Here is a 24952-nt window from a genome sequence, read left to right on the forward strand (position 1 = left end):
TAAAATCTTAATCTTAATCTTAATTCTTGATGAATTTAGTTTGAGATTTTTCTCCGTTAGATTCTACTGTCAAGATGTAAACACCTTTTGTCAGTTTAGAAACATTTACTTTTCCGTCAGTTGTTCCTTGGTTTACCAATTGACCGCCAACGTTGAATATTTCGAATTTGGTTTTAGAAGAAACATTAGAGATATTAATCACATCAACTGCTGGGTTTGGATAAACACTAATGTTGTTTTTCTTAACATCTGTCACAGCAAGCGTTTCAGAAATCTTCACTGCGTAATCTTCTACTTCTCCGTAAGTGAAACCTGCACAAGGTCCTGTAGGAGCAGAAGAGAATCTCATAATAACTCTCATTCCAACCGTTTTGTCACCTGCATAAGCCGTAGCTGGTACTGCAAAAGTAGCTGTAACGGTAGGTGTAGTACTAGCTGCGCTTGTCATCACTTTTTCAGAATCTTCATAAGTTCCGTTTCTGTTGAAATCAATCCATACTGCAACTGCTTCGCTGTAAGTAGATCCTGTCCAGGCTTTTGTAATAGCTACTGTATTTCCAGTAGAATTTTTAACCAGTTGAACCAATCTTGTATTGTCTGCTGCGTAATTAGTATAATTACTAGCTCCTGAAGTACTTGTCATTACTGTTCCGTTGTTAGCTGGTGTTACTACTACTTTTGAGATGTATTCGTCTGTAGAGTCAGTAGAAGTTACCGGACAATAAACAAGTCCTAAAGTTTTGAAGTTTTGACTAGCATATGATCCTGTAGTTCCACTACAAACAGCAGCTACTTCTACATTGTAGTCTGTATCTTCTTCTAGTTGAGTAATAGTGTAAGTGTTTGCTGTCAGATTATTCACAACAGTCCAGTTGGTCTCAGTTACTTTTTTATATCTTACAGTATAAGTTGCATTTGCAATAGCATCCCAGTCAACTTTTGCTCCTGTTTGTGTAATTGCAGAAGTTGCTAAACCTGCCGGAGCAGTTCCGTCACAACTTACCATTGCAGAAACTGTTACTTTGCCAACAGCGTAGAAAATATTATCAATTGCTGATACTCTTATTGTAACAACAGTATTTGTAGGAATGCTGGAGAAACTTAAGTTCTCAGTCCCATCATTTGCTGTAGATGCTGCCAAAACAGTCCAGGTTGTCCCGTTGTCTGTCGTGTAATCTATTTTTACATTGGCAACACTGTAAGGAGCTGCTGCAGTATTTGCAACATCCCAAGTGAATGCACCTGGAGCATTATTATAAACTTTTGTAGAAGTCACTTTGAAAGGACCATCAGTTCCGACTGTAATTAATTGAGAACCAATCTGAGTCTGCTGTTTTGTAACATCAGCATTGTTATCTCTCACTGTTACGCGGAAATTCATTGCTCTGGCAACGTTCGATACAGCTTCCCAATCTGTAGCACTGGATAAAGTTCCGTTTAGAACATTGCTCAATTTTGGAAAATATCTGTAAGGTACAGTTGAACTTGTAAGTGATCTGAATTTAGGACCAGCTGTATTATTTCCTGTAACGGTAGTTATAGCAGAAGTAGATCTGTCATATTCTTCCCAGTTATAAGTTAATGCATCATTTTCTGCATCTGTTGCAGAAGCTGTCAAAACAAAAGCAGTTCCTTTAGGAATAGTTCTGTTAGGCAAAGTTGCAATTACAGGCGGATTGTTTGCTATAGTTGTACTAACGTCGCAGCTTTGTGTATTCACATAAGTCTGAACTTGCTCAATACTTCTTACGTGGAAATAAGCATCGGAATGTGGCTGAACATCTGCACTTGTAATTCCGGCATATCCCATAATTGTAGATCCGGAACCTGGTTCCATGTGAGCCGTATTGTATGGAGCAGTTTGAATTCCGTGAGAAAAGGTATGATCTGCACCAAACTGGTGACCCATTTCGTGCGCTACATAATCAATGTCAAAATTATCGCCTTCTGGCCCTCCTGTTCCTGGAGAGGTAAATCCAGATCCTTTAGATTCGTTATCGGAGTTGCTGCTAGGATTTCTACATACGTTACCGATATCACCGGCGCTACCACCACCACCTGATCTTCCAAACAAATGGCCAATGTCATAAGCTGCATTTCCAATTACAGAAGTAAGTGTTTGCTGAACTTCAAGATTCCAAGCACCGCCTGCACCCGTTGACGCAGGAGAATAAGGATCTGTAGAAGCATTTGTATAGATCAATTGTGGGAAATCCTGAACATTCATGTGAATGGCGAAGTCTTTCTCAAACACACCATTTACTCTTGTCATTGTTGCATTGATTGCAGCAACAGCCTGTGGCACACCTCCAAAGTAAGTAGTGTATTCTCCAGTTACAGAGATTGCCAACCTGTAAGTTCTGTATTTTTTATCACTAGCCTTACTGAAGTCCGTAACGCTATGGCTAAAGTCTGTTGAGTTGGATAAAGCTTCCATCTGCTTCTTGCTCAGCAAACTTTCGGAAGTATTACATTCGAAGGCTTTACCGGAAGTTGGCTTATTAGTTTTAGGGAAAACGCCATAAACTGTTTTCTCTTTGTTTTGAGGTTCAATAAATTCATATTGTCCATCTCTGAACATCATCGCCTGCAAATCATAAGGCGAAACACTGAATCTTACGTAAACAGTCGGGTCATCTACTTTCACTCCGGTGTATGATCCCAATTGATATCTGTCTGCCATTTCTTTTGCTACAACTGGTAAGCTGTAGACTGCAAACTTTTCAATTTTACCATTCAAAGTTGGAAGATTTACGATAACAGCTTTGCTGTTCTTTCCAGTTGGCTGAGCCTGAGAAAGTTGAGATCTAATTGCGTTTAGATCTAATGAATAATAATTCGTGACTTTGCTGTCACGTAATTTCTCCCCTTTCATAGAAGTAGGATTCCACTGTGCAAACGACACAGTTGCTATTCCGAAAGAAAGTAGAGTAGTAAAGATTTTCTTCATACCTTTAATTTAATTTTAAATCAAATATAGAAGTTTTTTGTCAGAATAAAGCAAAAAAGCGCCAGAAAAACTGACGCTTTTTTAATGATATAGGTTATTACGGTAATTTGCTATAATAATCCTTATTTATTTGTGACCATCCTGTACAAGAATAGAAGTAGGACAGAACCTCCAATAGCAACTAAAAAGCTGGAGAAGTTGAACCCACTTACATCTACGCCTAATAGCATAGACCCAAGCCAGCCTCCAAGCATAGCTCCCAAAATTCCGATAATAATTGTTACTACCCAACCTCCAGGATCATTTCCTGGGTGGATTGCTTTTGCGATGGCTCCGGCAATAAGACCGAAAATAATCCAAGTTAAAATACCCATAGTTTAAATTTTTTAATGTTAATATGTAATTTGATGCTATCTTTTTCTGAAGAAAGAGTTTACAAATTCCATGCCATTAAAAATTTGAAGGTCTTGCATTTTTTCGCCAACGCCAATATATTTTACAGGAATTTGGAATTGGTCAGATATGCCAATTACAACACCTCCTTTTGCTGTTCCGTCTAACTTTGTCACGGCCAGCGCAGTAACTTCTGTTGCTGCAGTAAATTGTTTTGCCTGTTCAAAAGCATTTTGACCAGTCGAACCATCTAGTACCAATAAAACTTCATGAGGTGCATCCGGTAAAACTTTTTGCATCACACGTTTTATTTTGGAAAGTTCATTCATCAAATTCACTTTGTTGTGAAGTCTTCCTGCGGTGTCAATGATCACAACATCGGCATCCTGAGCAACCGCAGATTGAACGGTATCAAATGCGACAGAAGCAGGATCAGATCCCATTTCCTGTTTTACAATTGGAACTCCAACGCGCTCACTCCAAATCACCAATTGATCAACAGCTGCCGCGCGGAAAGTATCGGCTGCACCAAGAACCACTTTTAAACCCTGTGATTTGAATTGATGAGCCAGTTTCCCAATCGTCGTTGTTTTGCCGACACCGTTTACGCCGACAACCATTATCACATAAGGTTTTTTGCTGGTATCGATGTTGTCTGTATCAAGATGTGGATTTTCTAAGAGTAGTCCGGAGATTTCTTCTTTAAGGATGTCGTCCAGTTCGCTTACATTCACGTATTTGTCTCTTGCAACGCGCTCTTCGATTCTTTTGATGATTTTGATGGTGGTTTCTGCGCCAACGTCGGAAGCGATGAGAACTTCCTCCAGATTGTCAAGGACTTCGTCATCGACTGTGTTTTTGCCAACAACAGCTCTGGATATTTTATCAAAGAAACCTTGGCTAGATTTTTCCAATCCCTTGTCAAGTGTTTCTTTATCTTCTTTTTTGAATATTTTTTTAAACCAACTCATTTGATATATAAATGATTAATGATAATCGATAAATGATTTTACCGCAAACAAATATAACAAAAAAACTACCCTTAAAAAGAGTAGTTTTCTATATTGTATCCGGTTGACAGATTATTTTTTAAGATAAGCTTCAACTTCGTCTGCGTTCATTACTTTTTCTTCAAAAACGTAAGCTTCAGATTTAGAAGACTTCACCATTTTGATAACTTTGGTCATTTTTTTTGATCCAGCACCACCTTGAAGCGTTGCTACTACTTTTTTTGCCATTGTAAAATATTTTTATAGATTACTTAATCTCTTTGTGAACAGTATATTTCTTAAGAACCGGATTGAATTTTTTAAGCTCCAATCTTTCTGTAGTGTTCTTTTTATTTTTTGTAGTAATGTATCTTGACATTCCTGCTACGCCGCTTTCTCTGTGCTCAGTACATTCTAGAATTACCTGAACTCTGTTACCTTTTTTAGCCATTACTTAGTAGTGTTTTTAATAAATCCGTTTCTAGTAGCTCTTTCAAGCGCTTCCTCTATACCAATCTTGTTGATAATTCTCAATCCGTGAGCAGTTACCTTTAGAGTAACGTGTTTATCTTGCTCAGGAAGAAAAAATTTCTTCTCTAGTAAATTAATTTCAAAACGTCTTTTCGTTTTGTTATTAGCGTGGGAAACGTTGTTTCCTACCATTGCACGCTTACCTGTTATTTGGCAAATTCTTGACATATCTCGATGTTCTTTTGACTAATGAATATTTGAGAGTGCAAAATAAAGGAATATTTTCCGGATAGGCAAATTATTTTAAAAATAATTCATAAAAAAACAGACGTGGAATATTTGATAATTCATATTTCACGTCTGTCTCTATATTTCTTTGATCTGTCTTAATTCTCGATGAAGAATTTTACATTTTCCAATGGGTTTCCCGGCATCGCTATCTTTCCTTTGATGAGGATAGGACATTGTATCAGTTCGGGATTTAAAGCTATGACTTGCAAAGCCTGATCATCATTTACGGTCTCTGTTTCTGAGAAATATTTTTTGTAAAGTTCTGTAGAGTGTCTCAGAATTCTGCTCGGATTTTTATTGAGTTTTTTGAATAAAGTTCTCAATTCAAATAAACTCAGAGGATCTTTTTTGATATCAATAATTTGAAATTTGATATCATTTTCATCCAAGTATTCCAAAATGGCTTTGGACTTCGGACAGCTGTTGTTATGAATTACTTTTATCATAATGATGCTTGTTATTAAAACTTTGGCGATTGTAATTTTTAAGATTTGCTAAACTATTTCGCCAAAAATAATTTAAAACAAACCGTTCAACTCTGCATCAATTCTTTCTAATATGTACCCGAAATCTTCTGGTCTTTCTACAAAATCAAGATTATCCACATCTATGATGAGAAGTTTTCCTTCTTTGTAGTTTTCTATCCAGCTTTTGTATTTGTTATTCAGTTTAGAAAGGTAATCTATACTGATTCCGGCTTCATATTCTCGTCCTCTTTTGGAGATTTGTCTTACCAAAGTAGGAACGTCTGCTCTTAGGTAGATTAGCAAATCCGGTGCCGAAACGAAGTCTTTCATCAGATTGAAAACTGATAAATAATTATTAAAATCACGCTCAGAAAGCAGATTCATTTCTGCCAGATTTTCAGCAAAAATGTGTGCATCTTCGTAGATGGTTCTGTCCTGGATGACGTTTTTTCCACTCTCGCGGATTTCCTTCACCTGTCGGAATCTGCTTCCCAGAAAGTAGATCTGAAGTGCAAAACTCCATTTGGACATATCGCCATAAAAATCGTCCAGATAAGGATTGTGATCCACGTCTTCAAACTGTGCTTCCCAATTGTAATGTTTTGATAACATAGTCGTTAGGGTTGTTTTTCCGGCTCCGATATTTCCTGTAACAGCGATGTGCATTTTTAATTATAATTGATAGGTGATAACTGATGAATGGTAATTTTGATAAAACGAAATTGCAAAATCAGTTATGACTTATCAATTATCATTTATTTGGTGTAAAGATAAAGTTTGTCTTTTATGAGAGCCAAAAATCCGGCGTTATTTTTATCCACAATTTTTGCGCTTTCATTTTGGAAGAGTTGAGATAGATCTTTGCCATCAAATTTGTGTACGCTCTGGCTTCCGAAAATAAGAATATCATTATTGACCCTTCGGAGTTTTCTTGTGTTGGAAACAGGGGAGGAATAGAGTAGTGTGGCTTTTGTGCTGTAAACTTCAAAAGTGTTTTCCCGGAGAATGTATATTCTATTATTATACACCAGAAAATCTTTGAGAGATGTGAGATTAATATTAAAAGGAAAAGAAGTGATTGTGGAATTACTTCGGAAATTATACTGAATTAGCGTTTTATTGCTCTCATCTATCATCCACGCAAACTGGAGATCCTCAGCGTAAACTGCTTTGATAAAACCGAAATTCAAACCCAGATTAATCTTTTGAATTTCATTCAGATTTTGATCTACGAATTTGATTTCCTGAGCGTTTTCGGAAAACATGACAATGTTGAGCGGATTATTCACACTCTGTATTTTATAAGGAAAAGTCAGCATCAGTTTCCCAAGTTGTATTCCTAAAGAATCATATTTTGTAAAACTGAGATCTTTATTTTTATATAAATAAATACTGCCATAGTCGTCCCCAAAAAGTTCCTGAACATCTTTTGTCTGCAAAGAATCCAAACCAATTCTTTTCTGTGAAAAAAAGATTGTCGAACTTAATATTAATATGAGTGATAATATCTTCAATAAGGATATATTTCCGGAATGAGTTGTGAACGTATTATCTTTTTCCGCCATTCAGAGTGATGATGATATCTTTTGTGATGGCTTTGTTCTGGTTGTATTTTGCGTCACAAATCGATGTTGTCAGGTTATAAGTTCCTTTGTCAACCAGGATATAATTTTGCCCATTGGAAGGAACTGTAAGGTTGTAGAATTTTTTACCACTTATTTTAACTACCAGTACACAACTCGACTTATTCACGATTTGGACGATAGCTTCTTTTTTATTAGGATCATTACTGAAAAGACTTGTCAATACGGCTGCGGTATTTTTTGCTTGTTCAGAAGGTTGTCCTTTTGCCGCAACTGTTCCTACTTTGGAAGTTTTCTCAATTTTATTTTCCGTCATTTGCGTAATAGCAGGTTTTGCAGCAGAAGACGATGCCATGTATGAAAGTGATGGTAATCTTTTTTGTAATTCCGGTACTGCAGGATGTTTGGGATTGTCTCGGATGAATTTTTCTACCACAGCTCTGTCTTTGGTCTTTTTAGCTTCAAAAACACTAACTTGGGAAAAAGTAAAAATGGATACGACAAAAAACGAAAGTAAAAATATCTTCTTCATTATTATATAAGATCTGTATGATTGAAACGTAAAAATAAATTAAATCTTGTGAATTAATTATAATTTTATGATAAATAAATAAGACGTTTGATCTTTTAACTTCTAAAATAGAGTCACTATGCTATTTTATTTAAGAATTTTATGTGTATTATCTTTTGTCAAAAATCACTATATTTGCACGCTGAAAAACGTGAAAGCGTAAAATCAAGAATAAATTAAATAAAAATAATTTCATTATGTATACACCAGTAGCTGCAGATGTAGCAAAACTAAGAAACACCACAGGTGCAGGAATGATGGATTGCAAGAAAGCTCTTACAGAAGCTGAAGGAGATTTCGAAAAAGCAATCGACATCCTTAGAAAAAAAGGTCAAAAAGTTGCTGCAAACAGAGCAGACAGAGATTCTTCTGAAGGTGCAGTTATCGCAAGAGTAAATCAGGACAACACATTAGGAGCTATTATCTCTCTTAACTGTGAGACTGACTTTGTTGCTAAGAATGATGCTTTCGTAGAATTGGCTTACGAATTGGCTGAGCAAGCAGTTGCATATTCCAATAAAGAAGAGTTTTTGGCATCTGACTTCCACGGACAATCTGTTGCAGATAAATTAATCGAGCAGACTGGTATCATCGGAGAGAAAATCGAAATCGGTGCTTTTGAAAGTATTCAGGGAGCATTCCTAGGCGCTTACATCCACGCTGGAAACAAAATTGCTGCAATCACTTCACTTTCTGCAAAAGTAGACGGTGCAGAAGAAGCTGCAAAATCTGTTTCTATGCAAGTAGCTGCGATGAACCCGATTGCTCTTGACGAAACTCAGGTTTCTCAGGACACTATCGACAAAGAATTGGAAATCGAAAGAGAATTGTTGACAAAAGAAGGGAAACCTGCAAACATCATCGATAATATCTTGAAAGGTAAAATGCAGAGATTCTACAAAGACAATACTTTGGTACACCAGTCCTTCATCAAGGATGCCGGCATAAGTGTAGCTGACTATGTGAAGTCTGTAAACGGAGATCTTAAAGTGACGGGATTCGTAAGGGTTGCTTTAGCTTAATCAAGATTTTTATAAAATAAAGTTAAATCCTGCTGTATTTATATAGCAGGATTTTTTGTTATCATATTTAGAAGTAAATTTGCAGTCCATATTATGTTAAATGAGATTTCTTAAACTTTACCAATTTCTGCTTTGTTTTTTTAGTTTAATTTTTATTAATTATGCTAAGGCTCAATTTATCACGGTAGATAAGAGCTTATCTGCACAAGATTTGGTGAATAAATTTGTAGGTTCGCAGAATTCCAGTTGTATTTCCGCAGACAATGTGACTGTTTCTGGACAAAGTTTTGGAAATACAGATCTAAGCTATGGCTATTTCTATAAAAATGGCAGCACTTTTAATTTTGATGAAGGAATAATTCTTTCGACAGGTAAAGTGTCATTAGCTCCTGGACCTAATGATAATTTGCAGAGCGAGTTTTACAGCGGTTGGGATGGTGATATAGATTTGGCAGAAATGCTTATTACAGCTGGGCTGAATACAAATAATGTAAGGAATGCTACTTATCTGGAGTTTGATTTTATATCCAATCAGAGCGATGTGATCAGTTTTGATTATATGTTTTTATCAGAGGAGTATAGAAGTACTAATTGTTACTTTTCGGATGTGTTTGCATTTCTAATAAAAAAAGCAGATAATTCGGAATATTATAAAAATATCGCCCTAGTTCCCGGGACTAATATTCCTGTAAGTTCTACAACAATAAGTGGTGCTGATTGCGAGAATCAAGATGGGCACAAAGAATATTTTGGAAACTTCAACCCACAGTTCAGTGGTTCTACTTCACCTACAAATTTTAATGGACAAACGAAGGTTCTTAAAGCAATAGCAAATGTTGAAAAAGGTGTTAAATACCATATAAAACTTGTAATTGCAGATCACGGCGATAAAGATGGACTTTATGATTCTGCAGTTTTCCTAAAAGCGGGGAGTTTCACAGGAAATATTGATATTGGAAATGATCTTACGCTTGCAAATGCAGATCCACTTTGCAAAAATGTAAAATATCCAATTACGCCCGATCCGCCAATTGGTGACCCTGCGGCGCAATATTTTTGGTTCAAGGATGGATTACCTATTGCGGGAATTCCTACAAATCAAAATACTTATGATGTGGAAAATGAAGAAGGTAATTTTGGTCTGCGCGTGGTTTTAGGAAGTGGCTGTACATTAGAAGGTAACGTTCTTATAGAAAAGGCACCGGAAGCTCAGGTTTCTACTTCGCCAATTGTGGTCTGCGATGATGACTTCAACGGTAGTTTTGCCGCCAGACTTTCCGAGTTTGACAGCCAGATTATCCGGGATTATGACAATACAGTGTTTGATCGTTTTTATTCATTAACACCTGGTGGAATAGCAATTAATCCGGATACAGAATTTGCATTTACCAGCAATCCGCAAACTTTATATTTATCTGTTGGATCCAAAACCTGTACGCCTGACACTTATCCTATTCAATTTATTTTTGGAACAAAATTGAGTTTTAATACAGTTCAAGAAGAAAATATTTGTGATAGTGATATAAGTGGAAGTGAAGCATTTAATTTATCAAGTTATATTCAATCATTTACAACTGAAACTGGTGTTACGGCAACTTATTATGATACAGAATCTAAGGCAAAAGCTGGCGACACTTCTCAGGCAGTACCAGATTCGCAAACCATCAGCGCAGATACAAAATTTTTCATCAGAATAGAAAAAGCACGATCTTGCCCTAATTACAAAGAGATTACATTCAAATTTAAGCAACCTAAAGAATCTTTGATGCTTAAAAATATACCAAAAGCAATCTGTAAAGGGGCAACTATAGATTTGGATGCAGGAACAGGATTTGAATATTATCAATGGAGTAATGGCTTGCAGGGGCAGTTTGCTAATGAAATCAATGATGTTCCACCTGGCGATTATTGGGTGATATTGAGATTCAATGGTTGTGATTATCAGCAGTTTGTGACGATTTTGGAGGCTGCAGATCCGATAATAGATAATGTTTTGATAGAAGGAACAACTGTTACGGTTTTGGCTTCCGGCGGAAGTCAGCCTTATCAATATGCTTTGGATAATGGCACTTATCAATCATCCAATATTTTCACAAATGTGGATTTAGGCAGTCATACAGTTTCTGTAAAAGATACCTATGGATGTGCTGAAATTGCTAAAGATTTTGCATTAATCAATTCTCAAAATGTTATCACTCCGAATAATGATGGCGTGAATGATTTTATAGATTATTCTGATCTGATGACTAAGTCAGAACCCCGATTTGAAGTCTACGATAGAAACGGAATTTTAATTTTCAAAGGCGATACCAATAATCAGTTTATTTGGGACGGAACTTCCAACGGCAGATATTTGCCAACATCTTCATATTGGTATATTTTGGAATGGAATGAAGCGGGAAATACCAATCGGACACAACTATCTGGCTGGATTTTACTTAAAAACAGAAATTAAAAGTTTAAATATCAGGCAATAAAATCCTTTTTTCTACATTTGTAATAATATTGATTAGGCTATTACAATGAAGAAAATTTTACTATTACTCTTATTTCTTACTTTTTCCACAAAAATATTTGCACAACTTGACAGAGAGCATTGGTTTGCACCGATGATGGATGGAGCCAGTAATTTACTTTTTAATGAGAATGACGCGAATACAAATAAATATCAGTCTTTGTATCTGTCAACCAATGAAACTACACCTTTCAAAGTTGATATCTATAATAATAATGTAATTATTGGTTCTGTGACCATCAGCAAAAACAGTCCTGCAAAGTATAGTATTCCGTTTAGTCAAAGGGATAAAATAATAACCAGAGATCGGATGGATTTATTCAGACCTGTGACTTTGGGATTGTATTTAAAAGGCGAGAGACCTTTCTATGCGAGTTTACGTTTTGCGATTCTGAATCATGGCGAGATTTTAACATCCAAAGGTACCGCAGGAATTGGGACAGAGTTCCGGGCAGTGATGGCTCCTATAATATCAGATAATGGCATTCTCAACTTTATGACCAGCGTAATGGCAACGGAGGATAATACACAGGTTACGATTTCTGATTTCAGCCCTGGTGTAATTTTTTCTGATAATGTATCAAGAACCCAATTCACTTTTACGCTGCAAAAAGGACAGTCCTACATCATTGATGGAACAGGTGACTATCCTCAAAATCTTCACGGTGCTTTCATCGGTGCTAAAATAGTTTCCGATAAACCGATATCTGTAACGAATGGAAACTTCAACGGCCAATATGCTACTACTTCTAATATGAGTTCTGATATCCTGATGGATCAGGGTGTTCCAACAAATAAATTGGGGCAGGAATTTATTTTGATGAAGGGTAATGGGGATAGATTGAAAGGAATGGAGAGAGCCATCATTGTAGCCACAGAAGACAATACTCAGATTTATTTAAACGGTGCATCTATGCCTGCAACAACAATTAATGCGGGCAAATATTATCTTACAGATTACGCAACTGCAGCTAGCAATCCGTATATTCTGCAAGGTTCTGATCATTACAATATGCACATAAAGACCAATAAAAATGTATATGTTTATCAGCTTTTAGCCGGAGATCCTTTTGCTTCTGAACTTGCAACCGGAGGCTTTAATTATATCCCGCCATTGAGCTGCTACTTGCCTAAAAAAATTGATGAAATAGGATTAATACAGGAAAATTTTGTTAAAAGTAACGGTCATCCAAGTGGCCTTTTAGATATTCCAACAAAACTGAATATCATTACAGAAAAAGGAGCGACAGTAGAAATAAAAAGAAATGGCGTTACTCTACCATTGAGCTCTGCAAATGGTCCATTCAATGTCACAGGATCTAGCAATTGGGTTACCTATTCTTATCCTGGTATTACGGGAAATGTGGCTGTTTTCTCATCAAGCGCTGTAACGGCTGGGATTTCTGCAGGAGATGATGCAGTAGGTTACGGTGGTTATTTTGCAGGATTTTCTTTTATTCCCGCCATTGTAAAAACTGAAGGAGACTGTCTTCCTGGTGTGAAACTGGAGATCACAGAAGGTTTCAGTATGTATAAATGGGAAATTAAAAATAGTGCAGGAATATTTGTAGACGCACCACTTATTGCAGGAGTAAATCCGGTCACCGGATTGCCTTATAAAAATGATGAGTATCAATATCATCCACCACAAGCAGGGATTTATCGTGCAAGACTTAAGCAAGGCTCTTGTGCAGAGATTACAACACAGGAATTTAAGTTCTATAACTGTACCACCTACACTAATGTGGATTATGAAACCTGCTCTACTGTAGATGTTACTGCGGCATTTAGTTTGAGTACGCAAAATATTAATACGACAACTATAAAAATCGACACACCACCAACCAAGGGTACAGCTACTGTCGGGACAAATGGTGTTATAAAATATACGGCAAATCCCGGGGAATCAGGCGTTGATACTTTTAAGTTTACTTATTGCGGAACAGACGCGATTCCGGATTGCGAAACGGCACAGGCAACCATCCGTATCAATCAGATTGTTGGGAAAGATGCTGTCTTGAGAGAATGTACTACCAGTAATATAGCAACTTACGATCTTCGTGAAGCCGACGTAACCGCAGATACAGCAGTGTCCAAAGTTTTTTATAAATCTCTGCCAGGGGCTCAGAATCAGACTGTTTCTGATGTTATTAACAATTTTGATGCATTTCCATCTGCCGATACCTCGGTATATGTTAGAATGGTAAATGGTAAAACCTGTGTAGCAATCCAGAAAATTGAATTGAAATCAAAACCATATCCTGTAGTACAGGAAAACCTTTATACAAAGGTGCATTGCGATGAGGAAGATACAATTCTAGATGGTAATTACGTCTTAAATCCTAATGATATTACACCAAGTGTATTTGCAGGCGGACCAACTTTCACCGTGAAATATTATGATTCATTTGCGAAGGCAGATGCAGGAGGTGCAGATTTCGTTACAGGAAATTACGTGTTTACACCAACTACTGCAAAAATATGGATTCGTGTAGAGTCTGCGGATGCTTGTGCAACAGTAAAAGAAATTACCCTGAAAATCGGAAACAAAATTCCGTTACTCACAGATAATCTTAACGAAGATGTTTGTGACAAAAGTTTTGATGATACAGAAGTAGTAGATCTATCCAAATATCTTCCTAAACTTACCGCTCAAACCGGTCTTACTGTACTTTATTACGCAACAATGCCGGATGCACTTGGTGGACAAAATGCAATTTCGGCTTCACAAACAGTTAATAGAGGAACGATTGCAACGTTTTATTATGTCATCAAAAATGCAAACTTTTGCTCGGATGTAGCAACTGTTAATCTTACATTAATTGACGGCGGTTTTGCAAGTAGTACCATACTTCCAGCTGTTGCTATCTGCGAAGGTTCTACAATTCAGGTTGATGCAGGAACAGCTCACGTTGCTCCATATATATGGGTAGATGAAAGTGATCCTTCAAGGGTTATTCCGTCCACTCAGAAAGTAACGCTTGGTGTAGGGAAATACCACGTAATTCTGACTTCTGCCAATGGTTGCGAGTACAAACAGAATTTCGAAATCATCGGTTCGCCAAAAGCACAATTGGATGTTACAAAATTCAACGCTGTACTTTGCGATGATAATATGGATGGGAAAGTAGAGGTGAAATTCTCCACACAGGTAACACCTGCGATTCTCCTCAATCCGCATTCCGACTTAAAGGTAGAATATTACAATGGTGCTCAATTATTGGGGGATAATTTTTCTTATCAAACCAATACAAGAATTTCTGTAAAAGTTGTGTCAAAATATTGTACAGATGTGACAGGATTCATTGATTTCAAAATCGGAAATAAAATCACGCTCATCAATTCCATACAAGAGAAGGAAGAATGTGATGATGATCTGGATGGTAAATTCCTTGTTAAAAATCTGGATCAGTACAGATCGTTATTTACCAATGATGCCTCTGCTACAGTTAAGTTTTTTGTAAAAAAGACAGATGCACAAAATCCTAATGCAACAAATAATGTAAATGAAATAGATGTAAATGGACAACAGCTTTTGCATGTTCGCGTTTCGAATAGTACAGATTGTCCGGTCTTGGCAGAATTGACCATCAAAATAAAAGTTCCTGTACAATCTGACAACTTGAAAGATAAAACCATCTGTCCGGATGAGGTGACCGATCTGAATGCTGAAGCTGGTCCAGGCGTTACTTACGAATGGTACAAAGAAGGAGAACCTGCAAAAATAGGTACAGGTAATTATATTTCCGGACTGCCGGTTGGGAAATATTATGTCATTCTTACCGCTCCAAATGCATGTCCTTACAGACAAAATGTGGAGATAAAAGCAGCAGAATTGCCGATTATAGATGGTATAGAAATAACAGGAAGTACAGTGAAGATCATTGCGAAAAACGGAGTGCAGCCTTACAGATATGCTATTGATGGAGGTAATTATCAGAACTCTGATACATTTACCAATGTTTCCCCTGGATTGCATAAAGCTTATGTGATCTCTGCAGATAATTGTGATCCTGTAGAAAAAGAGTTTTCTGTAATAGAAATTTACAATCTCCTTACACCTAATGGCGACGGCGTGAACGATGTTTTGGACATGTCTCTCCTGAAGCATAAAGTGAATGTCAAATTCCAGGTGATGGACAGAGACGGTAGAAAACTTTTTGATGGAGATAACAAAAATAATTACATCTGGAACGGTATGCAGAACGGAAAAGTATTGCCGACTTCTACCTATTGGTACATTATGCAGTGGCAGGATTTCGAAAATTCGCCGCTGGTAAAATACACCGGTTGGATCTTACTGAAAAACAGAAACTCTGACTAAAAATAGATTAACAATTATTTTCTAAAAAAGATTTTAATTCTAATTACTTAACAGAAAGCCGATAAAGTTTAATAAAATTTTAACCTTATCGGCTTCTTTTTTGTAATGATTCTCCTTATAATTCTATCTAAATTTGCCGGATTATTATGAAGAAGATATTTACCATTTTTTTATTGCTTTGTTTAGCCTCTGTTTATGGACAGGATTTTGAAGGGGAAATCTTTATTAGAGATAAATCCAGTCTTTATCTTAATCAGGTTTATGTGACCAATCTCAATGCGCACAAAAGTGTAATGGCAAACTACAATGGCGAATTTAAAATAGCAGTAAAAGAAGGCGATGTCCTAAGATTCACATCTATTGCGACAGAAAGGAAAGACGTAGAAGTCACAAGCCAGATGCTTGGAATGAGAAAGAATTTCATCGAGTTGCAGATTGCCTATTATGAGATTCAGGAAGTTATATTAAGTTCTTTCAAACCAACAGGTAATCTTCGTCGAGATGTCGCAATGCTGAAAGGTTCAGAAAAAGCCTTTGAACTGAGAAAAATGATCGGCCTTCCGGAACCGAAAGGTGATGGTAATTCTCCGGAGATTCCCATTTTGGGATTCAATCAAGGTCTTAGTTTTAGCATAGATAGTATTTTCGATTTGATTTCCGGCGAGAAAAAGAAGAAGGAACGCTATTATCAATATGAAAGAATGAGCAGGAATATCAAAAATCTTCAGGATTATTTCGGAGACGAATATTTTATAAGAATGAAGATTCCGAAAGAATTGATTCCAAATTTCCTTCAGTTTATCTACAGTTCTGATAATATTACGGAGTATCTAGAGAACAATAATTACGAAGCTGCAAAAACATATATCGAAAAGTATCTTCCGATTTATCTTCGAAGATTACAGAATTCCCACCTGATGCAGGCTACTTCAGAAATTTCAAAATAATATTAACTAGTTATCAAATTTTAAACAATAAGCAAATATTATAAACAATTTGAAATAAATTGTTTAAATTTGTTATGTTTTTAAGACTAAAAACAACCTTAAAAAATGGGCAAAAACAAAGCTGCAAGATTCAGAGAGAATATCATACTTCCAAATGTCATCCAGCCAACACGCGATCAGGCGATAAATAATTTTGAACACAAAGGAAAATGGCAGGAATTTTTTGGAAATGATAATCCCATCGTTCTGGAACTTGGCTGCGGAAAAGGTGAGTATTCAGTAGGATTGGCGAAGGCTTTTCCAGAGAAAAATTTTATAGGAGTTGATATCAAAGGTGCAAGATTTTGGTTCGGAGCAAAAGAAGCAGTTGAACATAACTTGAAAAATGTAGCTTTTCTCAGAACTCAGATAGAATTGATTGATAATCTCTTTGCAGAAAATGAAGTTTCTGAGATCTGGATCACATTCCCGGATCCTCAGATCAAGTACAGAAGAACAAAACACAGGCTCACAAACCCTGAGTTTCTGGCAAAATACAGACGTATCCTGAAAAAGGATGGAATCATCCATTTGAAAACCGATTCCGAATACCTTCACGGATATACTTTGGGGCTTTTGCAAGGTTTGGGTCACGAGATCCTGACTGCGCACCACGACATTTACGGAGCTGCGGAATATCAGCCCGACACGCCATTACTGAAAGATATTAGAACGTACTATGAGGAATTGTTCTCTTCCAAAGGAAAGACAATCACTTATATTAAATTCAAATTGAAAAATGAATAAAATATTTTTACCCCTTATCGGCATTTGTTTAATGAGCTGTTCAGCCAGCAAATCTGTTTCTCCATTGGTTGTGACAAACAATTCAGTGGCAAAAATAGAAATAGATAGTAATCTGGAAGTGGAGCCTGTCAAAGTGAGATTGAAAATTCATGATAAGGCAGTAGCATTACTAAATCAATTATTCAATAGCGATAAGGCGAATAAAAATATGGTATTAATTATCAACAATGAGTCAGATTGCGATTTTACAATGAATATAGTCGGAGAGAAATCCTATTCGTTACCAGTAGCTGCTAAGAAAACAGAAAGTGTCGTCGTAGAACGAGGCGAATATATAATGCGGTCAGAGGTTTGTAAAAGTTCATATTTAGCGAAAAAAACGCTCTCGGAAAATACACAAGTAAGTATAAAGTATTCCGTTGTAAAAGTTCCTGCAGAGGAAAAATTAGCAACCAATCAATAAAATAAAAACGAGCTCCAGAAATGAAGCTCGTTTTTTTTGTCTTTAAAGTTTTCGAAACTATTTTACAGAGAGTTCATAGATTCTGCTCCAGTTTTTCCCAGTTATCAGAATATTCTCTCCTTTGAAAGCAATTCCATTGAGGACATCATCATCTCCTGCAGTGTTTTGCTTGGCAATATTTGTAAGATCAAGAATTCCCGTAACTTCGCCATTGGCAGGATTTATTTTCAAAATGATTGGTTTTTGCCAAACATTAGCGTAGATGGATCCGTTGTGGTACTCTAATTCATTTATTTTGTCATAGCCTTCTGTATCACTTGCCACAGCAATAGTTCTTAGGATTTGCGAAGGATTTTCTGGATTTAGGAAATAAATGTTTTTAGTTCCATCAGACACAATCAGGTTTTTGCCATCATTTGTCATTCCCCAGCCTTCGGCAATTTCATTTGGATATTTAAATTCTTTCTCAAGTTTCATACTGGAATCATAAATAAATCCAACTTTTGACTGATAAGTTAACTGATATATTTTGTTTGCTAAAAGTGTAATTCCTTCTGAAAAAATAGTATCTTTTTGTGCAACTTCCTGGATTGGCTTTGTTGTACCTAAAGTATATTTCATCAGTTTTGATTTTCCTTTCAAACCAATGCTTTCGTAGACTGTATTATCGTGAAGTTCAAAACCTTCAGTGAAATTGTCCGCACTATGCGGATATTGATTTACAACTTCGTGTGACAATGCAACAGTTTTCGCTTTTGCAAAAACATTAATAGTTGCGTCCTGCTGCAAAACTTCGCCGCTTTTGGTTTTGATATTGAAAGTCACATCATTTTCTCCTAAAGTGAAAAATTTTGGATCAATGGTCAAATTACTGCTTTCTTTGTCACCATAGCTGATTGTGATGGCCTCTGAGTAATCCAAAACATCCTGCGGAATTTGAAGTTTATCACCAAAATGATAGCCTTTGCTTTGTTGGCTGATATTATAATCATTCAAAGAATTAAGGATATCCTTATCATTGGTACAACTTGCCAAAAACAAAAGTGCAAAAGCAGATGCTAAAAAAATCTTTTTCATTAGAAAATATTATGCGCCGGATCTTCCCGGATTTGATTAAAAATAATTTTTTACGTTTCAATTGACTTTAATAATTCTTTCAAATTCAAAACTCTCCAATAGTAAATTCATCGAAACTTCGCCAAAAATACAAAATATGCAAACTAACAGGTCATAAATTTTTCTAAATTAAACATAAAAATGTAGTTTTGTAGATATTATGATTACGATAATTGCCGCTATAGGAAAAAATAATGCCCTGGGGAAAGACAATCAATTGCTTTGGCGTCTCCCGAAAGATCTGAAACATTTCAAATCGCTTACAGAGAATCATCCCGTGGTTATGGGAAGAAAAACCTACGAAAGTATTGGTAAGCCATTGCCAAACAGGACGAATATCGTTGTAAGCAGAAAAGAAAATTGGTTCCAGGAAGATATCCTGATTGTGTCCAAACTGAAAGAAGCCATCAAGTTCGCTAAAAAAATAGATGAAGACGTTTTTATCATTGGCGGCGGCGAGATCTATACACAAACAATCGAGTTGGCAGACAGATTAGAAATCACACTTGTGGAAGAAGATTTTGATGCAGACACTTTTTTCCCTAAAATAGATCTGAAAATCTGGCAAAAAACAAACGAAGAGTTCCACGGAAAAGACGAAAAGAACGATCATGATTTCTATTTCCAAACTTACGAGAGAATCGTCAAAGACTAAACGTACACTGAATCTTTTACCTTGATTCTTGTATCTTAAATTATGGATTACCCAAGCAAAGTTTTATCGAAAGCTGTAGAAGAAATATCTGGTTTGCCCGGCATCGGAAAAAAATCGGCACTTCGATTGGCGTTACATCTACTTCGGCAGCCAACCTCGCAAGGGATTTCTTTGGGAACCTCTATCCAGAATCTGGTGACGGAAATCAAATACTGTAAAGAATGTCATAATTTTTCCGATTCAGAAATTTGTGATATTTGCAATGATCATAAGCGGAATGATGAACTGCTTTGTGTTGTAGAAGATGTAAGAGATGTAATGGCAATAGAGAATACGGGAAAGTTTAAAGGAAAATATTTGGTGCTGGGCGGTAAAATTTCGCCAATGGAAGGCATTGGTCCCAGCCAGTTAAGAATAGGAAGTATTGAAAAAAAACTTATGTCTAACACAATAAAAGAGTTGATTTTTGCGTTAAGTGCAACTATGGAAGGTGACACAACAGCCTATTATATTTACAAAAAATTCAAAAGCCAGCAAGTGAAGTTTTCAAGTATTGCAAGGGGAATTGCTGTAGGTGATGAGCTGGAATATGCAGATGAAATCTCTTTGGGAAGGTCTATAACAAACAGAACTGCTTATAACGAAGCCGAATAATGAAAGTAAGTGTCATAATTGTTCATTATCAAGTAAAGGATCTGTTGAAAAACTGTATTCTTTCTATCCAGAAGTATTTTCAAGGGATTGATTATGAAATTATTGTAGTAGATAATAATTCCCCCGATTCCGAATGGAAAAACCTTACTAATAAATTTCCTGATGTTAATTTCATAGCCTTAGAGAAAAATTTTGGTTTTTCAAAAGCTAATAATATTGGCGTACAAGCTGCAAAAGGGGAGTACGTTTATATCCTGAATCCTGACACAGAAATCGAAGGCAACTACTTCCAGGAAATCCTGGATTTTGCAGATCATCAGCCAAAATTCGGAGCGTTAGGTTTGAGAATGCACAACAAACAAGGCGTTTTCTTGCCAGAAAGCAAACGTTCTGTTCCTGCATTGGTTAATTCTTTCGAAAAATTATTTACAAAATTGAGTAACAATTCCAAAACCTACTACAGAAACGATGTGGATGAGTTTGGGATTGCAGAAGTTGAAGTCATGACAGGTGCGAATCTCCTGATAAAAAAATCAGTTTATGAGGAAGTTGGTGGTTTTGACGAGCATTATTTTATGTACGGCGAAGACATTGATCTTTGTTTTACAATTCTGAGAGCCGGCTACAAAAACTTCTACTATGGGAAATATTCTATTCTCCATTACAAAGGCGAAAGCACGGTAAAAGACAACGTTTATCTGAATCGTTTTTTCGGCGCTATGGATATTTTTATCAACAAATATTACAAGAAACAAAAGCCTCTTCAATTTATCCTAATGAAAATAGGCTTGAAGTTGAAACATTTCATTGAAGCGAGAAAGATTAAAAATTAATCTTTTCTTTCTGTATGATAAGTGGATTCTTCCGCAAATTTTCTTAATTCCTGCATTTCTTCTTTAGCTTTATTTTGTCCAAATCTCGCCGCAGCGTAGGTAAGCGTGATAAATCCTAAGACCACGAGCGAACTTGGTAATGCCCATGGATAATTGTTGGTATTGATTTGCTTTTCAACGTAGTACAATGTGATGAAAACCATCCAGGCAATTGTGAAAAGGAAATACAGAAACATAAAAAACGTCCAGACTGCAGAACTTGGACCAAAAATTCCCCGGATTACCGTCTTTTCATCTTCTTTCTCAATTCTCAGTGCCAGATTGGGTTTCCAGTAATTGTCTTCTTCTTTTTTTACAAAAATGGTCGCTACTTCTTTATTGATATTCCCATAGAATTGGCCGCGATGTTTATCAAGATAATCTCTCAGATTGGCTTCATATTCCTCCAGAGAAAGATCTGTGTAAAGTTTGAATCTCGGTCTGTTTCGGATGCTGTTCAGTGTTTCGCTCATAATTACATAATAGTTTTCAATGATTCATTACTAAAATCATTCCTCAATATAAGGGATTGGATCTTCCAGAGTAAATTCGAACTTCATCGGAAAGCCATTTCTTTCGATTTCAAGATTTACTTTTCTGCTGACATTGGTTTTCAGAATGAGATGGATTTTATTTAATGTCATGTCTTTCGCTTGCTTATTGTCTATTTTCATAAGCTTATCATTCTTGATAATTCCTGCTTTCTGTGCCGGCGAATCTTTCCGTGTTCCAGATACAAGGAAAACAGGCTTCAAGGTAAATTTGTATTGAAAACTGTCCGGACTGTTATTGATAACATTGATTTCATTAGTGGCTTGACTTTTCTTTGCTGTTTGTATTTCTACCTGTTCTTTTTCCCAAACCAGCCCATCTTGTTTCACTTCCAGTCCGCTTCCGTCAATCAGAAATGGATCATTCAGATATTTGTTGGATTTCAAATAAATCTTCTGATCCTGATAATCAAAAATAATAGTAAATCTTCTGAGAATCTCAGAACCTATCGAGCCTTTTCTGTCTTTTACCAATTTTAAATGTTGGATAGAATATTCATCCGGCATAGATGCAATCGGCTTATTTAGCTTAAATTTTCCAATATAAAGTGAGTTGATTCTGCTTCTTTTCCCAAAAATATCTCCGCTGAATCCGCGTCCCAAAAAATCATCAATATTGGGTCTGTTGTAAATGAAATCTTTTATTAATGCAGGAAAAAGCCAGACAGAATCCGTATTTCCCAGATCCAGAAGCAATTTTGAACTTTGCTTCTCATGTTTCATTTCCACATCGGCATTCATATAAGGCTTGTTGAATTCTACGTTCATTGGGAAATCAGAAAATTTATTGACTTTCTTCGGAAACTTAGATTTGTCTTTATAAACAGTTATCGTTTTCTTGATGTAATTGATTTCTATCGGATGATTCTTGAAAAAATAATAGCCGATAATACCATTTACAGGAATTCCAATGTCTTGTGAAATGTTGAAGCTCTCGTCTAATACAAGATATATCGTATGAGATTTATCGATAAAATGTTTACCGATCGTGATGTCATTTTTAATAGACTTTAGAGCTTCGATACTTACCGTTTCTCCCAAGCCTTTGAAGGTAATTTTCTCAATATTTTTAAAATCAACATTCTTATTTTCCAGACTGAAAAGCAATGTCTCCGCAATTCCGGAATCCAGCATAAAATTAAGTTCCACGCCATTTACATTCATCGGAATGAAGATGAGGTTGTTGATCAGCTTGAATTTGATCACCGTTTTATCAGCATTATCCAGAACAAAACCATCCTGAGCCTTTGTCCAGATGCTTAATATTAATGTAAAAATGAATATGAATTTCATAAGATTAAATTACATGAATTTTACAAACCAGCAATTTTTCGAGAGTAAAATTTATGTAATACTTATGTTATTCATAATTTATTTGACAATTAGGTTAAAAAGTGGAATATAATTTGATATAGTTTCAAACAATATTTCGATACTTTGTTAATTATTTAATTTAATACTTTTATTTACTATGAAAAATCTATCAACGCTATTCGGAAAAGATAACTTGGACGAAATTGTTTTCTCCAATAGAAATAAAGCTTACGGCGCTTATGCTCTTAGAAACGAATATTCTACCCAACTTACCAAAGCTCTATTTGTAGGTATTGCATTTTTTGCATCATTATCAGTCATTCCATTGGTTATTTCAGCATTCTCGTCTGATAAAATTATTGAAGTTATTAACACACCAGGTCCAGTTATTCTTGATGATGTTGATACCCCGAATGATGTTAAACCAACGCCAGCCTCTACCGTTCCTCCAGATGTAAAAACTGTTACAAATCCAATTTATACTCCAGTAAGAGTTGTGAAAAAAGATAAACCATTGCCCACCAAAGACGATTTTGAAGGAGCGGCAATTGGCGACGAAACCAAAGCTGGCCCAAAAACAGATATCATTTATGTTCCGCCAGTTGTAACTACAGGTCCACCAGCAGTGGTTTATACACCACCTGTAAAAGTTGACGATCCGGATAAACTCATCAATCAAAATGAAGCAGATGTTGCAGCAGATTTCAAAGGAGGAATCAACTCTTTCCGCGAAAAAGTGGCTCAGAATTTTGATACAGAATCTATTGATAAAACAGGAATGGTTTCCGGTGTTATCACTTTTGTAGTTGAAAGAGACGGCAGCATTTCCAATCTAAAAGTTACTGGTTCCAGCTCTGATTTTAATTCCGAAGCAGAGAGAACGGTGAAGTCGATCAAAACAAAATGGACACCAGCACAATTAAAAGGCAAGGCTGTAAGATCATCTTTCAGAATGCCTATTTCCATGAAAATTGAATAGTCTGAAAATCAAGACTATGTAAATATTAAACTTGTAGTTTTTTATAATTATCCACATTTTGAAAGGAAATGTGGATAATTTTTTTTTATGTCAATCGTTTAATTAACAATACTTTAACGGCTTTGCCGGTTTTTCAAAACTTTCCAAGTAGTAAAAAATCGTATTTTTGGGGATTAAATTAATGTTTATGGCAAAAATTATAGGTGTTGCAAATCAGAAGGGCGGCGTTGGAAAAACAACGACTGCGGTTAATCTGGCATCGGCTTTGGGTGTTTTGGAAAAGAGAATTCTTTTGATAGACGCAGATCCACAGGCCAATGCAAGTTCTGGTTTGGGTGTTGAAGAAATCAATTTTTCTACCTATCATTTATTGGAGCACAGTGCGGAAGCTGCTAAATGTATTTTGCCGACAACTTCGCCAAACGTAGACATTATCCCATCTCATATAGATTTGGTTGCTGCAGAAATCGAATTGGTGGATCGTGATAACCGCGAGTATATGATGCGAGAAGCTTTGAAATCAATCAAAGATCAATACGATTATATCATTATCGATTGTGCACCGAGTTTAGGTTTGATTACAATTAATGCTTTAACAGCCGCAGATTCTGTAATTATACCGATTCAATGTGAATATTTCGCATTGGAAGGTTTGGGTAAATTGCTAAATACCATTAAGAATGTTCAGAAAATCCACAATCCGGATTTGGATATAGAAGGTTTGCTTTTGACAATGTACGACAGCCGTTTGAGATTGTCCAATCAGGTTGTTGAAGAAGTTAATTCTCACTTCCCGGAAATGGTTTTCGAAACAATAATCAGCAGAAATGTAAGATTGAGCGAAGCACCTAGTTTTGGAGAAAGCATTTTAAGTTACGACGCGGAAAGTAAAGGCGCCATCCAATACATCCAATTAGCAGAAGAAGTTTTGCTGAGAAACGAAAAATTAGTAAAAAATTAAATAGCGTATTGCAGTTGGCTTTTTGCTAATTGGGGATAAAATTATAACATATTTAAAAAAGCAAAAAGCTAATAGCTA

At 36.1% G+C, this 24952-nt stretch carries 24 protein-coding genes; 11 read left to right on the plus strand and 13 right to left on the minus strand.

The genetic code is table 11. From position 1 onward, the window contains the following. Positions 1–19: 19 nt before the first annotated feature. The 10 genes from OPU68_RS16215 to OPU68_RS16260 all read right to left on the minus strand — a co-directional run bounded on the left by OPU68_RS16215 (position 20) and on the right by OPU68_RS16260 (position 7676). Positions 20–2950: a zinc-dependent metalloprotease gene (locus tag OPU68_RS16215; protein WP_498475002.1), complete on the minus strand. Its 2931-nt coding sequence runs from the start codon at positions 2948–2950 to the stop codon at positions 20–22. 122 nt (positions 2951–3072) lie between these two features. After that, positions 3073–3324 carry a GlsB/YeaQ/YmgE family stress response membrane protein gene (locus tag OPU68_RS16220; protein WP_034966230.1) on the minus strand — a complete coding sequence of 84 codons (252 nt, stop codon included), beginning with the start codon at positions 3322–3324 and terminating at the stop codon, positions 3073–3075. A gap of 36 nt (positions 3325–3360) precedes the next feature. Continuing rightward, positions 3361–4314: a signal recognition particle-docking protein FtsY gene (gene ftsY, locus OPU68_RS16225; RefSeq protein ID WP_498475003.1), complete on the minus strand. Its 954-nt coding sequence runs from the start codon at positions 4312–4314 to the stop codon at positions 3361–3363. 111 nt (positions 4315–4425) lie between these two features. Further along, positions 4426–4581, minus strand: a complete 156-nt coding sequence (locus OPU68_RS16230) for a DUF4295 family protein (protein ID WP_064506456.1) — start codon at positions 4579–4581, stop codon at positions 4426–4428. Positions 4582–4600: 19 nt separating this feature from the next. Beyond that, entirely contained in the window at positions 4601–4783 is a 183-nt protein-coding gene (rpmG, locus tag OPU68_RS16235; RefSeq protein WP_028123137.1) for a 50S ribosomal protein L33, read from the minus strand. Next, a complete protein-coding gene (gene rpmB, locus OPU68_RS16240; protein WP_379968801.1) occupies positions 4783–5031 on the minus strand; it encodes a 50S ribosomal protein L28 in 249 nt (82 codons plus the stop codon). Before rpmB ends, rpmG begins: the two co-directional genes overlap by 1 nt. 158 nt (positions 5032–5189) lie before the next feature. Further along, a complete protein-coding gene (locus tag OPU68_RS16245) occupies positions 5190–5540 on the minus strand; it encodes an arsenate reductase family protein (RefSeq protein WP_498475004.1) in 351 nt (116 codons plus the stop codon). A gap of 72 nt (positions 5541–5612) precedes the next feature. Further along, entirely contained in the window at positions 5613–6227 is a 615-nt protein-coding gene (locus OPU68_RS16250; RefSeq protein WP_498475005.1) for a deoxynucleoside kinase, read from the minus strand. Positions 6228–6316: 89 nt separating this feature from the next. Next, positions 6317–7126, minus strand: coding sequence for a hypothetical protein (locus tag OPU68_RS16255; protein WP_498475006.1), 810 nt, complete (start codon positions 7124–7126; stop codon positions 6317–6319). Then, on the minus strand, positions 7110–7676 hold the full coding sequence (locus tag OPU68_RS16260) for a DUF6759 domain-containing protein (protein WP_498475007.1): 567 nt from the start codon (positions 7674–7676) through the stop codon (positions 7110–7112). The genes OPU68_RS16255 and OPU68_RS16260 overlap by 17 nt, the downstream gene beginning before the upstream one ends. A gap of 236 nt (positions 7677–7912) precedes the next feature. Here OPU68_RS16260 and tsf point away from each other — a divergent pair, with 236 nt between their 5' ends. The 6 genes from tsf (at position 7913) to OPU68_RS16290 (ending at position 17772) form a co-directional block, all read left to right on the plus strand. Then, a complete protein-coding gene (gene tsf, locus OPU68_RS16265; protein ID WP_498475008.1) occupies positions 7913–8737 on the plus strand; it encodes a translation elongation factor Ts in 825 nt (274 codons plus the stop codon). A gap of 100 nt (positions 8738–8837) precedes the next feature. Next, the gene (locus tag OPU68_RS16270; RefSeq protein ID WP_498475009.1) at positions 8838–11192 is read left to right on the plus strand and encodes a choice-of-anchor L domain-containing protein; all 2355 of its coding nucleotides are present in this window, start codon (positions 8838–8840) and stop codon (positions 11190–11192) included. A 67-nt stretch (positions 11193–11259) separates the two neighbouring features. Then, positions 11260–15576: an FIDD domain-containing protein gene (locus tag OPU68_RS16275; protein ID WP_498475010.1), complete on the plus strand. Its 4317-nt coding sequence runs from the start codon at positions 11260–11262 to the stop codon at positions 15574–15576. A gap of 146 nt (positions 15577–15722) precedes the next feature. Continuing rightward, positions 15723–16523 (plus strand): hypothetical protein, encoded by an 801-nt coding sequence (locus tag OPU68_RS16280; RefSeq protein WP_498475012.1) that lies wholly within the window; start codon positions 15723–15725, stop codon positions 16521–16523. A gap of 105 nt (positions 16524–16628) precedes the next feature. Then, positions 16629–17309, plus strand: coding sequence for a tRNA (guanosine(46)-N7)-methyltransferase TrmB (gene trmB, locus OPU68_RS16285; RefSeq protein WP_498475013.1), 681 nt, complete (start codon positions 16629–16631; stop codon positions 17307–17309). 31 nt (positions 17310–17340) lie between these two features. Next, positions 17341–17772, plus strand: coding sequence for a DUF6759 domain-containing protein (locus OPU68_RS16290; protein ID WP_498475014.1), 432 nt, complete (start codon positions 17341–17343; stop codon positions 17770–17772). Between the two features lie 57 nt (positions 17773–17829). Here the strand turns inward: OPU68_RS16290 and OPU68_RS16295 are convergent, their stop codons facing one another. Continuing rightward, on the minus strand, positions 17830–18849 hold the full coding sequence (locus tag OPU68_RS16295; protein WP_498475015.1) for a glutaminyl-peptide cyclotransferase: 1020 nt from the start codon (positions 18847–18849) through the stop codon (positions 17830–17832). A 199-nt stretch (positions 18850–19048) separates the two neighbouring features. Between OPU68_RS16295 and OPU68_RS16300 the strand changes: the two genes are divergently transcribed. Genes OPU68_RS16300 through OPU68_RS16310 form a run of 3 tightly spaced genes read left to right on the plus strand, consistent with a single transcriptional unit; the run spans position 19049 to position 21030 of the window. Further along, a complete protein-coding gene (locus OPU68_RS16300; RefSeq protein ID WP_498475016.1) occupies positions 19049–19543 on the plus strand; it encodes a dihydrofolate reductase in 495 nt (164 codons plus the stop codon). 42 nt (positions 19544–19585) lie between these two features. Continuing rightward, positions 19586–20197 carry a recombination mediator RecR gene (gene recR, locus OPU68_RS16305; RefSeq protein ID WP_498475017.1) on the plus strand — a complete coding sequence of 204 codons (612 nt, stop codon included), beginning with the start codon at positions 19586–19588 and terminating at the stop codon, positions 20195–20197. Beyond that, the gene (locus tag OPU68_RS16310) at positions 20197–21030 is read left to right on the plus strand and encodes a glycosyltransferase family 2 protein (RefSeq protein ID WP_498475018.1); all 834 of its coding nucleotides are present in this window, start codon (positions 20197–20199) and stop codon (positions 21028–21030) included. Before recR ends, OPU68_RS16310 begins: the two co-directional genes overlap by 1 nt. Here the strand turns inward: OPU68_RS16310 and OPU68_RS16315 are convergent. Then, complete coding sequence (locus OPU68_RS16315; RefSeq protein WP_498475019.1) at positions 21027–21542, minus strand: hypothetical protein; 516 nt, start codon at positions 21540–21542, stop codon at positions 21027–21029. The genes OPU68_RS16310 and OPU68_RS16315 overlap by 4 nt on opposite strands. Before the next feature lie 36 nt (positions 21543–21578). Continuing rightward, positions 21579–22913: a PDZ domain-containing protein gene (locus tag OPU68_RS16320; RefSeq protein WP_498475020.1), complete on the minus strand. Its 1335-nt coding sequence runs from the start codon at positions 22911–22913 to the stop codon at positions 21579–21581. A gap of 178 nt (positions 22914–23091) precedes the next feature. Between OPU68_RS16320 and OPU68_RS16325 the strand changes: the two genes are divergently transcribed. Both OPU68_RS16325 and OPU68_RS16330 read left to right on the plus strand, forming a co-directional pair. Further along, positions 23092–23913, plus strand: a complete 822-nt coding sequence (locus OPU68_RS16325) for an energy transducer TonB (protein WP_498475021.1) — start codon at positions 23092–23094, stop codon at positions 23911–23913. A 187-nt stretch (positions 23914–24100) separates the two neighbouring features. Beyond that, complete coding sequence (locus tag OPU68_RS16330; RefSeq protein WP_498475022.1) at positions 24101–24874, plus strand: ParA family protein; 774 nt, start codon at positions 24101–24103, stop codon at positions 24872–24874. The last annotated feature ends 78 nt before the right edge of the window (positions 24875–24952 follow it).

It is taken from the genome of Chryseobacterium sp. TB1-D10, from assembly GCF_059803555.1.

Excerpts from the sequence above, each read along its gene's own strand:
- OPU68_RS16215 (WP_498475002.1), bottom strand. The coding sequence starts at position 2,950 with ATGAAGAAAATCTTTACTACTCTACTTTCTTTCGGAATAGCAACTGTG.
- OPU68_RS16220 (WP_034966230.1), bottom strand. The coding sequence starts at position 3,324 with ATGGGTATTTTAACTTGGATTATTTTCGGTCTTATTGCCGGAGCCATC.
- ftsY (WP_498475003.1), bottom strand. The coding sequence starts at position 4,314 with ATGAGTTGGTTTAAAAAAATATTCAAAAAAGAAGATAAAGAAACACTT.
- OPU68_RS16230 (WP_064506456.1), bottom strand. The coding sequence starts at position 4,581 with ATGGCAAAAAAAGTAGTAGCAACGCTTCAAGGTGGTGCTGGATCAAAA.
- rpmG (WP_028123137.1), bottom strand. The coding sequence starts at position 4,783 with ATGGCTAAAAAAGGTAACAGAGTTCAGGTAATTCTAGAATGTACTGAG.
- rpmB (WP_379968801.1), bottom strand. The coding sequence starts at position 5,031 with ATGTCAAGAATTTGCCAAATAACAGGTAAGCGTGCAATGGTAGGAAAC.
- OPU68_RS16245 (WP_498475004.1), bottom strand. The coding sequence starts at position 5,540 with ATGATAAAAGTAATTCATAACAACAGCTGTCCGAAGTCCAAAGCCATT.
- OPU68_RS16250 (WP_498475005.1), bottom strand. The coding sequence starts at position 6,227 with ATGCACATCGCTGTTACAGGAAATATCGGAGCCGGAAAAACAACCCTA.
- OPU68_RS16255 (WP_498475006.1), bottom strand. The coding sequence starts at position 7,126 with ATGGCGGAAAAAGATAATACGTTCACAACTCATTCCGGAAATATATCC.
- OPU68_RS16260 (WP_498475007.1), bottom strand. The coding sequence starts at position 7,676 with ATGAAGAAGATATTTTTACTTTCGTTTTTTGTCGTATCCATTTTTACT.
- tsf (WP_498475008.1), top strand. The coding sequence starts at position 7,913 with ATGTATACACCAGTAGCTGCAGATGTAGCAAAACTAAGAAACACCACA.
- OPU68_RS16270 (WP_498475009.1), top strand. The coding sequence starts at position 8,838 with ATGAGATTTCTTAAACTTTACCAATTTCTGCTTTGTTTTTTTAGTTTA.
- OPU68_RS16275 (WP_498475010.1), top strand. The coding sequence starts at position 11,260 with ATGAAGAAAATTTTACTATTACTCTTATTTCTTACTTTTTCCACAAAA.
- OPU68_RS16280 (WP_498475012.1), top strand. The coding sequence starts at position 15,723 with ATGAAGAAGATATTTACCATTTTTTTATTGCTTTGTTTAGCCTCTGTT.
- trmB (WP_498475013.1), top strand. The coding sequence starts at position 16,629 with ATGGGCAAAAACAAAGCTGCAAGATTCAGAGAGAATATCATACTTCCA.
- OPU68_RS16290 (WP_498475014.1), top strand. The coding sequence starts at position 17,341 with ATGAGCTGTTCAGCCAGCAAATCTGTTTCTCCATTGGTTGTGACAAAC.
- OPU68_RS16295 (WP_498475015.1), bottom strand. The coding sequence starts at position 18,849 with ATGAAAAAGATTTTTTTAGCATCTGCTTTTGCACTTTTGTTTTTGGCA.
- OPU68_RS16300 (WP_498475016.1), top strand. The coding sequence starts at position 19,049 with ATGATTACGATAATTGCCGCTATAGGAAAAAATAATGCCCTGGGGAAA.
- recR (WP_498475017.1), top strand. The coding sequence starts at position 19,586 with ATGGATTACCCAAGCAAAGTTTTATCGAAAGCTGTAGAAGAAATATCT.
- OPU68_RS16310 (WP_498475018.1), top strand. The coding sequence starts at position 20,197 with ATGAAAGTAAGTGTCATAATTGTTCATTATCAAGTAAAGGATCTGTTG.
- OPU68_RS16315 (WP_498475019.1), bottom strand. The coding sequence starts at position 21,542 with ATGAGCGAAACACTGAACAGCATCCGAAACAGACCGAGATTCAAACTT.
- OPU68_RS16320 (WP_498475020.1), bottom strand. The coding sequence starts at position 22,913 with ATGAAATTCATATTCATTTTTACATTAATATTAAGCATCTGGACAAAG.
- OPU68_RS16325 (WP_498475021.1), top strand. The coding sequence starts at position 23,092 with ATGAAAAATCTATCAACGCTATTCGGAAAAGATAACTTGGACGAAATT.
- OPU68_RS16330 (WP_498475022.1), top strand. The coding sequence starts at position 24,101 with ATGGCAAAAATTATAGGTGTTGCAAATCAGAAGGGCGGCGTTGGAAAA.